This window comes from Amycolatopsis nalaikhensis, assembly GCF_030264295.1.
Lineage (GTDB): Bacteria > Actinomycetota > Actinomycetes > Mycobacteriales > Pseudonocardiaceae > Amycolatopsis > Amycolatopsis nalaikhensis.
Genome location: NZ_CP127173.1, coordinates 9,211,578 through 9,225,062, shown reverse-complemented (window position 1 = coordinate 9,225,062; position 13,485 = coordinate 9,211,578). Strand labels below are relative to the sequence as shown.

Annotated in this window: 13 protein-coding genes and 1 pseudogene; 6 read left to right on the top strand and 8 right to left on the bottom strand. The window is 71.8% G+C overall.

Going from position 1 to position 13,485, the window contains the following annotated elements:
- Positions 1 to 53: 53 nt before the first annotated feature.
- The 5 genes from QP939_RS44780 to QP939_RS44760 all read right to left on the bottom strand — a co-directional run bounded on the left by QP939_RS44780 (position 54) and on the right by QP939_RS44760 (position 5,913).
- Positions 54 to 1,547: a beta-N-acetylhexosaminidase gene (locus QP939_RS44780; RefSeq protein ID WP_285452910.1), complete on the bottom strand. Its 1,494-nt coding sequence runs from the start codon at positions 1,545 to 1,547 to the stop codon at positions 54 to 56.
- Entirely contained in the window at positions 1,547 to 2,365 is an 819-nt protein-coding gene (locus QP939_RS44775) for a carbohydrate ABC transporter permease (protein WP_285452909.1), read from the bottom strand. The genes QP939_RS44780 and QP939_RS44775 overlap by 1 nt, the downstream gene beginning before the upstream one ends.
- Entirely contained in the window at positions 2,362 to 3,306 is a 945-nt protein-coding gene (locus tag QP939_RS44770) for a carbohydrate ABC transporter permease (protein ID WP_285452908.1), read from the bottom strand. Before QP939_RS44770 ends, QP939_RS44775 begins: the two co-directional genes overlap by 4 nt.
- A 92-nt stretch (positions 3,307 to 3,398) precedes the next feature.
- Positions 3,399 to 4,649, bottom strand: a complete 1,251-nt coding sequence (locus QP939_RS44765; protein ID WP_285452907.1) for an extracellular solute-binding protein — start codon at positions 4,647 to 4,649, stop codon at positions 3,399 to 3,401.
- 94 nt (positions 4,650 to 4,743) lie between these two features.
- Entirely contained in the window at positions 4,744 to 5,913 is a 1,170-nt protein-coding gene (locus tag QP939_RS44760) for a carbohydrate-binding protein (RefSeq protein WP_285452906.1), read from the bottom strand.
- A 213-nt stretch (positions 5,914 to 6,126) separates the two neighbouring features.
- On the opposite strand from QP939_RS44760, the gene QP939_RS44755 reads away from it, so the two are divergent.
- The 3 genes from QP939_RS44755 to QP939_RS44745 are packed head-to-tail and all read left to right on the top strand — an operon-like array spanning position 6,127 to position 8,550.
- On the top strand, positions 6,127 to 6,498 hold the full coding sequence (locus QP939_RS44755) for a YciI family protein (protein ID WP_331661329.1): 372 nt from the start codon (positions 6,127 to 6,129) through the stop codon (positions 6,496 to 6,498).
- Entirely contained in the window at positions 6,491 to 7,711 is a 1,221-nt protein-coding gene (locus QP939_RS44750) for an RNA polymerase sigma factor (protein WP_285452905.1), read from the top strand. Before QP939_RS44755 ends, QP939_RS44750 begins: the two co-directional genes overlap by 8 nt.
- Positions 7,711 to 8,550: a carboxymuconolactone decarboxylase family protein gene (locus QP939_RS44745; protein ID WP_285452904.1), complete on the top strand. Its 840-nt coding sequence runs from the start codon at positions 7,711 to 7,713 to the stop codon at positions 8,548 to 8,550. Before QP939_RS44750 ends, QP939_RS44745 begins: the two co-directional genes overlap by 1 nt.
- Position 8,551: 1 nt before the next feature.
- Here QP939_RS44745 and QP939_RS44740 read toward each other — a convergent pair whose 3' ends face one another.
- The 3 genes and pseudogenes from QP939_RS44740 to QP939_RS44730 form a co-directional block, all read right to left on the bottom strand.
- The gene (locus tag QP939_RS44740; protein ID WP_285452903.1) at positions 8,552 to 8,929 is read right to left on the bottom strand and encodes a VOC family protein; all 378 of its coding nucleotides are present in this window, start codon (positions 8,927 to 8,929) and stop codon (positions 8,552 to 8,554) included.
- Positions 8,926 to 9,663, bottom strand: coding sequence for an arsenate reductase/protein-tyrosine-phosphatase family protein (locus tag QP939_RS44735; protein ID WP_285452902.1), 738 nt, complete (start codon positions 9,661 to 9,663; stop codon positions 8,926 to 8,928). Before QP939_RS44735 ends, QP939_RS44740 begins: the two co-directional genes overlap by 4 nt.
- Positions 9,664 to 9,702: 39 nt before the next feature.
- Positions 9,703 to 10,609 (bottom strand): annotated as a pseudogene (locus tag QP939_RS44730) (SDR family NAD(P)-dependent oxidoreductase).
- 121 nt (positions 10,610 to 10,730) lie between these two features.
- On the opposite strand from QP939_RS44730, the gene QP939_RS44725 reads away from it, so the two are divergent.
- The 3 genes from QP939_RS44725 (at position 10,731) to QP939_RS44715 (ending at position 13,481) form a co-directional block, all read left to right on the top strand.
- Complete coding sequence (locus tag QP939_RS44725; protein WP_285452901.1) at positions 10,731 to 11,417, top strand: TetR/AcrR family transcriptional regulator; 687 nt, start codon at positions 10,731 to 10,733, stop codon at positions 11,415 to 11,417.
- Between the two features lie 118 nt (positions 11,418 to 11,535).
- The gene (locus QP939_RS44720; protein WP_285452900.1) at positions 11,536 to 12,564 is read left to right on the top strand and encodes an amidohydrolase family protein; all 1,029 of its coding nucleotides are present in this window, start codon (positions 11,536 to 11,538) and stop codon (positions 12,562 to 12,564) included.
- Entirely contained in the window at positions 12,561 to 13,481 is a 921-nt protein-coding gene (locus QP939_RS44715) for an amidohydrolase family protein (protein WP_285452899.1), read from the top strand. Before QP939_RS44720 ends, QP939_RS44715 begins: the two co-directional genes overlap by 4 nt.
- Positions 13,482 to 13,485 lie beyond the last annotated feature (4 nt).

The following is a 13,485-nucleotide window of genomic DNA, read 5'->3' as shown; positions in this document are numbered from 1 at the left end:
GCTCCGGGTGGCGGAGCCCCCGGCCTGGGGCGAAGCCTCGGATGTCACAGCGGTCAAGGCACCGTCTTCCCGGGTACTTCGAGCGCGCCGGCGAACCGGACGCGCTCCTTCGGCAGGGCACCCAGCGCCCGCAGCCGGTCGAGGTGACCGGCCAGGCGCTGGTGGAACTCAGCATAACCGCGGCCCGGTGGCGACCACGCGCGCTCGGCCAGCGCGCACAGCCGCGGGAACGCCAGGTGCCGCACGTGGTCCGGCGTCGGCGCGTGCTCGGTCCACAGCTGGGCCTGCGTGCCGAGGACCCCGGGCCGGGTCCCGTCGGACACCGGCAGCCCGCCCGCCAGCGGGTCGAAGCGGTAGACGTCCTCGAGTGTCGTCACCTCCGCGCGCGGTGGCTCGTCGGGTGATTCGCTCTGCCGGTAGTCGAAGTAGGTCGACGTGTGCGGGGCCATGACGACCCGGTGGCCGCGGGCGACGGCGAGCGCACCGTCGGCGGCGTCGCGCCAGGCCGTGACGATCAGCTCCGGCGGCAGCCGTCCGGCGGCGTGGCCGGTTTCGTCCCAGCAGACCGCTTGGCGGCCCAGCTCGGTGACCATGCCGTGCAGTTCGCCGAGGAACCACGGGTGCAGCTCGGCCGGGTCGCGCAGGCCGAGCCGGGCCGCCCGCTCCCGGGCGAACGGGTTCGCCGCCCACTGCGTGGTGGGGCATTCGTCGCCGCCGATGTGCAGCTGTGGCGCGGGGAAGACGTCGGCGACCTGGGCGAGGACGTCGCGGCAGAACGCGAAGGCGCCGTCGTGGACGCCGAGGATGTCCGGGCTGATGCCCCACTCTGTCCACACCGGCAGCCGCACTTCCGGCCGGTTGCCCAGTTCGGGGTAGGCGGCCAGGGCCGCGCGCACGTGCCCGGGCAGGTCGATTTCCGGCACGATCCGCACGCCGCGCTCGGCCGCGAAGGCGACGAGCTCGCGCAGCTCCCGCCGGGTATAGAAGCCGCCGTGGGGCACGCCGTCGAAGACGCCGCTGCCCGCGGGCCCGACCATCGACTCGGCCCGCCACGCCCCGACCTCGGTCAGCCGGGGCCAGCCGTCGATCTCGATCCGCCAGCCCTGGTCGTCGGTGAGGTGCAGGTGCAGGACGTTGTACTTGTGCAGCGCCAGCAGGTCGACGAACTCGCGGAGGAACTCAAGGGGCAGGAAGTGCCGGGCGACGTCGAGCAGAACCCCGCGCCAGGGCAGCCGGGGCGCGTCGCGGACGTGCAGGCCCGGCAGCCGCGGGAGCAGCTGGCGGACGGTCTGCACCCCCGCGAGCAGCCCGGCCTCCGTGGACGCGGTGAGCGACGCGCCGTCCGGGGCGACGTCGAGCGTGTACTCCTCCGGCCCGAAGCCGGGCACCAGCGCGAGCCGGACGGCGGGTCCACTGTGGACCAGCGGCAGACCCGCGTACGCCGCGAGCAGCCGGGCCGGGCCGTGCGTGCCGGGGCCCGCCTGCACTCCGGCGGGCGTGCAGGAACCGGCGCGGCGCGTGAGCCGCGCGGGGTGGGGGACGATCATCAGCCCTTCACCGCGCCCGCGGTCATGCCTTCGACCAGGTGGCGCTGCACCAGCGCGAAGAAGACGACGACGGGCAGCGCGAACAGCGTCGAGGCGGCGATGAGCCCGCCGTAGTCGGTTCCCGTGCTGGTGCTGAACGACACCAGCCACACCGGCAGCGTGTAGCCCGAGCTGTCCTTCATGATCACGTAGGCGAACAGGAAGTCGTTCCACGCGGTGATGAAGGCGAACACGCTGGTCGCGATCAGCCCGGGCAGCACCAGCGGCAGCAGAACCGAGCGCATCACGCGCCCGCGCGTCGCGCCGTCGACCATGGCGGCTTCCTCCAGCTCGACCGGGATGCCGTGCAGGAACCCGCGCAACGTCCAGATCGTGAACGGCAGCACGAGCGCGACGTACGTGAGGATCAGCCCGAGCAGCGTGTCGAGCAGGTGCGCGCTCTTGAGGCCGAGGAACAGCGGGATGACCAGCGCGGGCACCGGCACCATCTGCAGCACGAGCACGCCGATGAGGAAGCTGCGGCGGCCGAAGAACCGGAACCGCGTCAACGCCGTCGCGGCGAGGAAGGCGACCACGATGGACAGGGCGACGACCGCGACGACGACCACCACGCTGTTGAGGAGGTCCTGGCCGAACCCCGGCTTGGCGAGCGCGTCGGCGAAATTGTCGAGCGTGACGTCGAAGGGCAGGAACTGCGGGGTGGGGCTGAGGATCTCGCCCGCGGGCTTGAACGCGGTGAGCACCATCCAGTAGACGGGGAAGATCCACACGAGGCAGAAGAGCGTGGCGACCGCGTTGCGGCCGAAGCGGCGGATCACAGGTCCTCCCCGGAGCGGACCAGGCGCCGCACGTAGACCGCGGTCAGCCCGACCAGCAGCACGACCGAGACGACGGCGATCGCCGCGCCCTGGCCGAAGTCGTTGCGGCTGAAGGCGCGGGTGAACGTCCAGATGCCGAGCGTCGTCGTGCCGCCGCCCGGGCCGCCCTGGGTGAGGATCCAGATCTGGTTGAAGACGGTGAAGTCCCAGATCACCGAGAGGATGGTGACCAGGCCGAGGATCGGCCGCAGGAACGGCAGGGTGATCGTGCGGTGCGCTCGCCACGGCCCGGCGCCGTCGAGGGCGGCGGCTTCGTAGTAGGACCGCGGGATCTGCGAGAGGCCGGCGTAGAGCGTGAGCGCGACGAACGGAACCGACTGCCACACGACCAGCAGCCAGACGAGCGTGAACGCCGACGCGGGCGACGTCGTCCAGTCGTGCTGGGTCAGGTCGCCGAAGCCGACCTGGGTCAGCAGCCAGTTGACGACGCCGTAGCCGGGCTGGAAGAGCCACTGCCAGACCAAAGTGGACGCGACGTTCGGCAACGCCCAGGCCGCGATCAGGCACAGCGTGACGGCCGTGCGCATGCCGCGGCCGAGGCGGCGCAGCAGGAGGGCGACGCCGAAGCCGATCACGAGAGTGCCGGTGACGAGCGCGGCGCAGAACCCGACGCTGCGGGCGAGCACCGGCAGCAGCTGGTCGTCACCGAGCACCGCGGCGTAGTTGTCCCAGCCCGCGAAGCCCGTCGTGCCGGTGAACAGCGACCGCAGGCCGTACTGCTGCAGCGAAATGACGACCAGCCGGACCAGCGGGTAGCCCAGCACGAGCCCGAGCAGCGCGGCCGCGGGCAGGAGCAGGCCGTACGGCACCCAGGAGCGACGGCGCCGCCGGGGCGCCGCGGTTCGTTCCGGGACGTGCGGCCGCGCTTTCACCAGCAACACGGGGACTCCTTCGCGAAAAGGGGCGGGGCGGCCCGGCGGGGACGGCGGTCGGCCGGGCCACCCCGCCGGTCAGTGGGCGTTGAGAGCCTCGGTCAGGTGCGCGTCGAACTCCTTCGCCGCGTCGGCGATCGGCCGTCGCCCGGTGGCGATGTCGGCGAAGAACGTGTTGATCGACTTGTCACTTTCGATGGTCGCCCAGCCGGGCGCGGCGGGCGTGGCGACGCTGGTCTTCGCCGCCGTGGCGAAGGCGGCGTTGAGCGGCGGCATGGCCGGCGTGATCTGATCGATGAGCTGGGTCGAGATCGGGTCCAGCCGTCGATCCCGGCGATGGCTTCCCGCTGCACGGCCGGGTCGGTCGCGGCCTTCAGGTAGGCGAGCGCGAGGTCCTGGTTGCGGCTCTTCGCGGCGACGGCCAGGTCGGACCCGCCGAGGAACACCGGCTGCGTCTTGCCCGGCGTGAGGCTGGGGAAGGGGAAGGTGCCCAGGCGGTCCTTCAGCTCCGGCTTGTTCTTGACCACGGTGTTGACGCTCGTGTCGAGGATGGCGCCCGCGCCGCCGGCGGAGAAGATCGCGGCCTGGTCGGGGGCCTTGGTGTCGACGTTGCGGGAGGCGGCGGAGGAGTAGGCGTTCTGGAAGTCCTTCCACGCCTGCAGACCCCGTTGCGCCTCGGGCCTTTCCAGCGCGCCGGTCCACTTCCCGTCCTGCTGCACCGCGATCTGGCCACCGGCGTCCCAGACGAACTGCAGGGCGCCGAACCAGTACCGGCCGGGGAAGTGGAAGGCCGAGTAGTCCGCGGCGGGGTGCTTTGCCTTGAGCTTGTCGAGGTCCTGGGTGAGCTCCTGGAACGTCTTGGGCGGCGCGGTGATCCCGGCGTCGGCCCAGACCTGCTTGTCGTAGATCACCGCGCGGTTGCCCGCGAACAGGGGCGCGCCGTAGAGGTGTCCGTCCACTGTGGCCGGCCCGGCGAGGCCGGGCAGCCAGGTTTGCCCGGCGGCGAGGGCGTCGCGGTGCGGGGTGAGGTCGGTCAGCGCCCCGTTGGCGGCGAAGAGCGGGACGTTGGTGTTGCCGATCTCGATGACGTCCGGCGTGGTGTCCTGGGCCAGCGCGGTGCTGATCTTGGTGTTGATGTTGTCCCATTCCTGGACCTGCACGGTGACCTTGGCGCCGGTGGCCTTCTCGAAGGCGGCGTTGATCGCCGCGGTGGCCTTGTCGCTGAGGTCGCCGTTCATGAGCCACACGGTGAGCGTCCCGCCTTGCTGCGCGGCGGGGGAGGGGGTGTCGGTACCGCAGCCGGCGGCGAGGCCGACGACGGCCAGCGCGGCGGCGAAAGTGCGTCTGCGCACGGAAACTCCTGGATGTAGTGGGGTGCGTCGTCGTGAGTGTTTAGGGCGGTTCTAACCGCCCTGAACACTCACGACGGGGCGTGCGGCAGACCGGTCAGCAGTGGCCGAGGTCGCGCCATTGGGCGGTGAGGCCGGGCTCGGAGCCCTGGGTCCACCAGTTCGCCTGCCACAGGTGCGCGTTGTGCTTCACCCGCTGGCCTTCGAGGTACACCGTGCCCCAGTCCCACGCCGCCGCCGTCGAACAGTCGGCGGGCTGGGACGGCGTGGTCGGGGTGGTGGGCGTGGTCGGGGTCGTGGGCGTCGTCGTCGCCGGGGGTGTGGTCGGCGTGGTGCAGCCGGTGACCGTGTCCACATGGGACGTTCCGGCCGACCGGTACTGCCCGGCCCGCGCGACGGCGTCGGACGGCGACACGACCTGGTTGCCCGCGTAGTACGTCCAGTCGACCTGTTCGGTGTAGACACTGTTGCCGCTCGTGTGCCCGGCCGTGTCGATGAACCACATGTTGTAGTTGATCGACATCGGCGTGCGCGGGTAGACCGGGTTGCCCTGCGCGTCGGTCGTGTGGTCGGCGGTCAGCACGCCGTCGATGTAGTACTTCACGTGCCCGCCCGACACCTGCGTGACGATGTCGTGCCAGCCCGCGAAGCTGCGGTTCTGCGCGGTCGACGTGCGCAGCCCGTCCCACGTCGGGTTGTTCCAGTACGTGTACCAGCTCGTCTGGTAGTCCGCCTGCGGCCCGCCCCAGCCGCCGTTCGGCAGGTACTCCGAGAAGTCCAGCTCGCTGTAGAGCGGGTCGCGGTCATAGCGCAACGGCGAAATCGTGAAGTACGTTTCGTTGACGTGGTCCCCGTCGGTGCCGCTGTCCGGCGCGTCGGTGAAGCGGACCCGGCTGGCGTACGTGCCTTCGAAGAACCGCAGCTGGTTCTGGTACATCTCCGAATGCGTCGTGCCCGCGGCGCTGCCGTCGGTGCTGGCGGCGAGCTGGGCGACGCGCTCGCCGTTGACGGTCGGGAAGCTGACGTTGCTGGTGAGCCAGCGCGCGCCGGCCACACCGGGGCTGCCGACGTCGTTGCGCGTGGTCCAGCCCGCGCCGCTGAAGGCGGAGTCGGTGGGGGAGGCGTAGTGGAAGTCGTCGAACAGCACGCCGCAGTCGGCCGCGGCGGCCGGGCTGGCGTCGGCCCCGCCGGAGAGGATCAGGGCCGCCGCGGCCACGGTCGCGACGCTCGTCAAGGCTGCTGTGGTGGTCCGGAGCTTGCGGGACATGGGTCTCCTCCTGGGGATCGGGGAGCGCCGATTGGTCTAGACGAATCGGGTGGCGAGGACTCTCCTCCTGACCATTGGTAAAGTCAAGGCAGCACCAGAACTTACCTTTGGTAATTTCCGACGGCCTGGTTTCGACGAGTCCCGCCCGGCCTGTCGAGTTACGGTCTTCCCGTTCGTCATCCTCTTCGACCGACGACGGACGAAGGAGCGCACGTGCTGTACATGCTGCTGATCTACAACTGCGAGCGGCCCGAACCGGGCGACCCCGGGTTCGAGGAGGCGCTCGCCGCGGTCAACGCGTTCGCCGACGAGTGCCGCCGGCGTGGCGTGTTCGTCTCCGGTCATCCGCTGCAGGGCGAGCACACCGCCACCACGGTCACCGTGCGGGAGGGCCGGACGCTCATCACCGACGGTCCGTTCGCCGAGACCCACGAGCACCTCGGCGGGGTGTACGTCTTCGACTGCCGCGACCTCGACGAGGCCCTCGAGCTGGCCGCGCTGTGCCCGATGGCCGCGCAGGGGTCGGTCGAGGTCCGCCCGGTCGCCGGGGTGGCCGGGCTCGACCACCGGGCCGCCCGTGGCTGAACCGGCGGCCGACGTCGTCGAGCGCGTCTACCGCGACGACCGCGCGCGGCTGCTCGCCGCCCTCGTGCGGGTGCTGGGCGACTTCGAACTGGCCGAGGACGCCCTGCAGGACGCCGTCGCGCGGGCGTTGCGCAGCTGGGCCGTCGTCCCGGACGACCCCGCGGCGTGGCTGCTGACCGCGGCGCGCAACAGCGCCGTCGACCGGATCCGCCGCGCCCGGACCGGGCGGGAGAAGCTCGCCCGGCTCGCGGCGGGCGAAAGCGGGGTGAGCACGATGCACCTGCCGGACGACCGGCTGGCCGAGGTCGGCGACGACCGGCTGAGCCTGCTCTTCACCTGCTGCCACCCAGCACTGGCCGAGGACGCCAGGGTCGCGCTGACCTTGCAGGCGGTGGCCGGGCTGACCGCGGCGCAGATCGCCCGGCTCTTCCTGGTCGCGGAGCCGGCGCTGGCGCAGCGGCTGGTGCGGGCCAAGCGCAAGATCCGCGACGCCGGCATCTCGCTGAGCGTCCCGCCGGACCACCTGCTGCCCGACCGGCTCTCGGGCGTCCTCGCGGTGATCTACCTGGTCTTCACCCGCGGTTACACGTCGCCGCCAGGCGGGGACGAGCTGCGCCGCGAGGCGATCCGGCTGGCGAAGCTGCTGGCGGCGCTGATGCCGGACGAGCCGGAGACGCTCGGCTTGGTCGCGTTGCTGCTGCTGCAGGACTCGCGCTCGGCGGCCCGCACCACCCCGGACGGCGACGTCGTCCTGCTCGAAGACCAGGACCGCACGCGCTGGGACCGGGCCGAGATCGCCGAAGCGCTCGGCGTGCTCGGCCGGGCGCTGCGCCGCGGGACGGTCGGGCAGTACCAGCTGCAAGCGGCCATCGCGGCCCAGCACGCCCAGGCGCGCACGGCCGCCGACACCGACTGGGTGCGGATCGCGGCGCTCTACGCGCAGCTGCGCACGATCGCGCCGTCGCCGGTGGTCGCCCTCAACCACGCCGTGGCCGTCGCGATGGCCGACGGTCCCGCGGCCGGGCTCGCCCTGCTCGAGGAGATCGACGGGCTCGACCGCTACCACCTCCGCCACGCCGCCCGCGCGGACCTGCTGCGCCGCCTCGGCCGCCCGGCCGAAGCCGCCGCGGCCTACCGGCGGGCGCTCGAGCTGGCCGAAGCACCCGCCGACCGCCGGTTCCTCACCCGCCGCCTGCACGAACTGGAGTCCTGATGCGACTGTCTGTTTTGGACCACGGTCACCGCCGGCGCGCCCGGGTTTTCCTGACCCTGACGAGCAAGGTGTCGCGCGTCGCGAGCCCCGACATCGTCAAGCTGCTGCTGTACCGGCCGGAGTTCCTGACCCGTCCGCTGCTGGACCGGACCGCGCCCGCGATGCGCGGCGCCTCGTACTGGACGGCCGGGGAACGCGAGTTCTTCGCGATGAGCACCGCCCGGGTGCACGAATGCCCGTTCTGCATCGTGACGCACGCGGAGCTGACGCGGATCGCGAGCGGCGGCGAACTGGACCCGGACCGTCCCGCGGACTTCCGGCCGGAAGTGCCGGCGGCACAAGGGTTTCTCGAAGAAGTGTCGCGGACGGGCACGGCCACGTCGGTGCCGGACCTGCCCGAGCGCGCGCTGACCGAGGCGCTCGAGGTCAACCTGGTGTGGAACATCGTCAACCGGCTGGCCAACGCGTTCGGCTTCGAGCTCCTCGACGGGCAGCTGGAAACGGGCACGCGCGCGCTGCACCGCGCCGGGTACCGGTTCCCCGGGTTCCTGCTCGGCGAAGACCGCGGCGACCTCCGGAAGAGCGTCTTCGAGCAGCCCGCGCACACGAGCCCGGAGCTTCGCCGGGCCGCCGCGACCGGCGAAGGCCTCGAAGAACCGTGGCGCGCCTACGTCGCCCTGGTCCGCGACGCGTCGTACCGGATCACCGACGACGACGTCCGGCGGCTCACCGCCGCGGGCCACAGCGAGGACGAGGTCTTCGAAGTCACCGTGGCCGCCGCGGTCGGCGCGGCGCTGCACGCCTTCGACAACGCCCGGGAAGCCGTGCGGCGGCGCTGAGTCAGCGGGCGGCGGGCTCGAACAGCTCGACCAGGTTGCCCGCCGGGTCGGCCACGAGGATCTGGCGCCCGCCGGGCCCCGAGACGACTTCGGTGCGGAAGGCCAGACCGGCGTCGGTCAGCCGCGCGATCTCGGCGTCCAGGTCGGCCACTTCGAAGTGGATGCGGTTGCGCCCGGCTTCGGCCGCGTCGGCCGGGGTGGCGCGGGCGCCGGAGCTGGCCGGGCCGGACAGCAGCAGCCGCAGCGGGCCGCGGACGACGTCGGCGAACGCGGGACCCGCGCTCATCCGGACCGTGAAGCCGAAGTGGGTGGTGTAGAAGTCGATCGCCGCCGGTACGTCGTCGACGACGTACCGGACGCTGGCGTACTGGTCGTTCACGGCTGGACCTCCTTGTCTTGAGCCGCGACGAGATCCGGCAGCAGGTGCCGGACGCGGGTGTCGATCTCCTGCGCGGTCCGCCGGAACTCGGCGTGGCCGGACGCGGGTTCGGGGATGCTCCAGTGGCGGCGCAGCGGGTGGTGCGAGAACTCCGGGCAGGCCTCGCGAGCCTTGTCGCACAAGGTGATCACGTGGTCGAACCGGCGCTCGGCGACCGCGTCGAGAGAGCGCGGCCGCTGCCCGGCGACGTCGATGCCGAACTCGTCGCCCAGCACCCGCACGGTGTCGGGGTGCAGAGCGGGCTTCGGCCGGGTACCCGCGCTGGTGGCCGTCACCTGCCCGCCGGTGCGCTGGCGCAGCAGGGCCTCGGCGATGGGGGAGCGGGCGCTGTTGCCGGTGCAGATGAACAGCACGGTGATGCCCCGGGCGGGCGGCGGCGGGGTATCGCGCCGCAGCGACGGGTGCAGGGCCGCGCCGGTATCGCCCAGCGCGGCCGCGCACCGGTCGAGATCGAGGTGGTAGTAGCTGTCCCGGCCGTCGAAGGTGCTGCGGGTGGCGCTGACCAGGCCGCCGTCGCGCAGCAGCCGCAGGTGGTAGGAGACGAGGTTCTGCGGCTCGCCGACGCGCGCCACCAGTTCACGCACCCGTAGGTCGGTACCGGCCAGCGCGGTGAGCAGCGCCCATCGCAGCGGATGGGCGGCCAGCAGGACGAACGCGGGCGGCTCGGGTGCCATGACCGGCAGATTACATCAAATGAGTTTGATGGACCAGCCTCAGACCGGGAACCCGACCCCGGTGAGCTCCTCCGAGACGGCCCACAGCCGCCGCTGGAGGGCGACGTCGTAGGACTGCGACGACGACGTCACGACCGCCGGGCGCCCGCGGGAGCCGCCGAGACCGTCGGGGCCGTAGTACTGGCCGCCGAGGGCCGCCGGATCGGTTGCCGCGCGCAGCGTCGGGAGCGCGCCCTGGGCTGAGCTTCTGGGTGAACAGCGGCGCGACCACGGAGAAGAGCCCGCGGAGGACGGCCGGGGCGTTGCGCATCAGTTCGGTGCGGGCCACGCCGGGGTGGGCCGCGATCGACGCGGTGGTGCCGTGCGGCGCGAGGCGGCGCTGCAGCTCGTAGGCGAACATCAGGTTGGCGAGCTTGGCCTGGCCGTAGGCGGCGACGCGGTCGTAGGACCGCTCCCACTGCAGGTCGTCGAAGTGGATCGCGGCGCGGATGCGGTGCGCGGTGCTCGCGACGGTCACCACCCGCGAGCCCGCGACCGGCAGCAGCAGGTCCAGCAGCCGGCCGGTGAGCGCGAAGTGGCCCAGGTGGTTGGTGCCGAACTGCAGCTCGAAGCCGTCGCGCGTGGTCTGCCGCGGCGGGTACATGACACCGGCGTTGTTGATCAGCAGGTCGATCTTCGGCAGCGTGTCGTGCAGCTGCGCGGAGACATCGCGGACGGAGGCGAGCGACGCCAGGTCCAGCTCCACCACGCTGACGTCGGCGCCGGGGCCGAACCGCGAAGCCGCTTGCTTGCCCTTTTCGACGTCGCGCACGGCCAGCACCACCGACGCCCCGTGGTCGGCGAGCGCCTTCGCGGTGTCGAAGCCGAGGCCGGTGTTGGCGCCGGTCACCACCGCCACGCGGCCGGTCTGGTCCGGGACGTCGCGGTCGGTCCAGTTCTTGCTCATGTCGGTTCCTCGCTGTGGACGGCCCTTGCGGACCGGCGGTCTGTTATGTCCTCGACGTTAAGGAACCATCGGTCTTTTGTCAAGAGACCGCCGGTCTGCACGGGTGGGTATCCTGTCCCGCATGACGTTTCAGCGGGCGCGCAGCCCGGAGCAGCGGGCGGAGCGCCGCCGCGCGATCCTCGACACCGCGCTGGCGATGCTCGACGAGATGCCGGTGGCCGAGGTGAGCCTCAACGAGCTCAGCCGCCGGGTCGGGCTGGCGAAGTCGAACGTGCTGCGCTACTTCGAATCCCGCGAGGCGGTGCTGCTCGAACTGCTCGAGCGCGCGTTGGACGACTGGCTGGCCGAGGTGGCGGAAGAGCTGGCGGCGGGCGTCGACCGAAGCCTCCCGGCCCGGGTGCGGGCCGACCGGTTCGCGGCGGTGGTGGCCGCTTCCCTGGCCCGGCGGCGGGTGCTGTGCGACCTCGTCGCCGCGCAGGCGGGCGTGCTGGAGCACAACGTTTCGGTGGACGTCGTGGTGCGCCACAAGCGAACCGCCCTCGCGGGGCTGCAGGCGATGGTGGGCCTGGTCGGCGAGTACGTGCCGGAGGTCGGCGAGGAGGCGAAGGGGGTGTGCCTCCTGGCGATGATCCTCGCGGGCGGCCTGTGGACCCACGCCCAGCCGTCGGCGAGCGTCCAAGCGGCGTACGAAGCCGACCCGGGCATCGCCGAGTTCCGGATGGATCTGGTGACGTCGCTGGAGTACGCCCTGGCGACGTTGATCGCGGGCGCCATGGCCCGGGCGGGGCAGGTCACCCCGCGTTCTTGACGGGTCACGCGGCCCCGGCCCTTCGGTCTCCCAGGTCCGCGGGCAAACTTCGTCGTAGATATTGTCAACAATTTCATCGACGATTAGAGTGCGTGCGGAAGACCCGAGAGGACCCACTTTGATCATCGACTGCCACGGCCACTACACGACCGCCCCGCCCGCGCTCGCGGACTGGCGCGATCGGCAGGTCGCCGCCCTGGAAGACGTCGGCGCCGCCGCCCCCGTGCGCGCCGACCTGCGGATCAGCGACGACGAGCTGCGCGAGAGCATCGAGCCGAACCAGCTGCGGCTGATGGACGAACGCGGTATCGACCTGACGATCTTCTCGCCGCGCGCGTCGTTCATGGCCCACCACGTCGGTGGCTTCGAAACCTCGGCCGAGTGGGCGGCGATCTGCAACGAGCTCTGCCACCGCGTCGCCACGCTGTACCCGGAGCGGTTCGCGCCCGCCGCGATGCTGCCGCAGTCGCCGGGAGTCGACCCGGCGACCTGCCTGCCGGAGCTGAAGCGATGCGTCGAGGAGTACGGCGCCGTCGCCCTGAACCTGAACCCCGACCCCAGCGGCGGCCACTGGACCGCGCCGCCGCTGACCGACCGGTCTTGGTACCCGATCTACGAGAAGATGGTCGAGTACGACATCCCGGCGATGGTGCACGTCAGCACCAGCGTCAACCCGGCGTTCCACACCACCGGCGCGCACTACCTCAACGCCGACACGACGGCGTTCATGCAGCTCGTGCAGGGCGACCTGTTCGCCGACTTCCCGACGTTGCGGCTGGTCATCCCGCACGGCGGCGGCGCGGTGCCCTACCACTGGGGCCGGTTCCGCGGCCTCGCGATGGCGCTGGGCAAGCCGGAGCTCGAAGAACACGTGCTGAACAACGTCTTCTTCGACACCTGCGTGTACCACCAGCCCGGCTCGGACCTGCTCTTCGACGTCATCCCGGCCCGCAACATCCTGTTCGCGTCGGAGATGATCGGCGCCGTCCGCAGCGTCGACCCGCGCACCGGCCAGTACTTCGACGACACCCGCCGGTACGCCGAGGCGGCGAAACTGTCCGAAGAGGACTGGGCGGCGATCCGGGAGCTCAACGCCCGCACCGTCTACCCGCGTCTGGACGCCCTCCTGAAGGGACAAGGGCGGTGATCGCGCGCTCGCCGAAGACGCCGGGCTGGCTGGACTGGTACGTGAACCCGTCCACACCGGACTTCCGGCTGCCGCCCGGCACGGTCGACGCGCACTGCCACGTGTTCGGCCCGCAGGCCGAGTTCCCCTTCGCGCCGGAGCGGAAGTACACGCCGTGCGACGCGAGCAAGGACCAGCTTTTCGCGCTGCGCGACCACTTGGGCGTTACGCGCAATGTGATCGTGCAGGCCACCTGCCACGGTGCCGACAACTCCGCCATGCTCGACGCCGTCCGGGCGGCGGGCGGCCGGGCGCGCGGCGTCGCGACCGTGCGGCCCGACATCGGCGAATCCCAGCTGCGTGAGCTCGACGCCGCGGGCGTGCGGGGCGTGCGGTTCAACTTCGTGAAACGGCTCGTCGACGCCTCGCCCAAAGAGGACCTGAGCACGATCGCGAAGAAGATCGCCCCGCTCGGCTGGCACGTCGTGCTCTACTTCGAGGCCGCGGACCTGCCGGAGCTGGAAGGGTTCTTCGACACCCTGCCGGTGCCGCTCGTGATCGACCACATGGGACGCCCCGACGTCACGAAACCCGTCGACGGCCCGGAGTTCGCCCGGTTCCTCGACTTCGCCGGCCGCAACGACGTCTGGGTCAAGGTGAGCTGCCCCGAGCGCCTCACCGTGACCGGGCCGCCGGCGCTCGACGGGCAGCGGCACGCCTACACCGACGTCGTGCCGTTCGCCCGGCGCGTGGTGGACGAGTTCCCCGACCGGGTGCTGTGGGGGACCGACTGGCCGCACCCGAACCTGAAGGACCACATGCCCGACGACGGGCTGCTGGTCGACTACGTGCCGCAGGTCGCCGCCACCGCGGAACTGCGGCGCAAGCTCCTCGTCGACAACCCGATGCGCCTCTACTGGCCCGGCGAAACCGCCTGAGCCA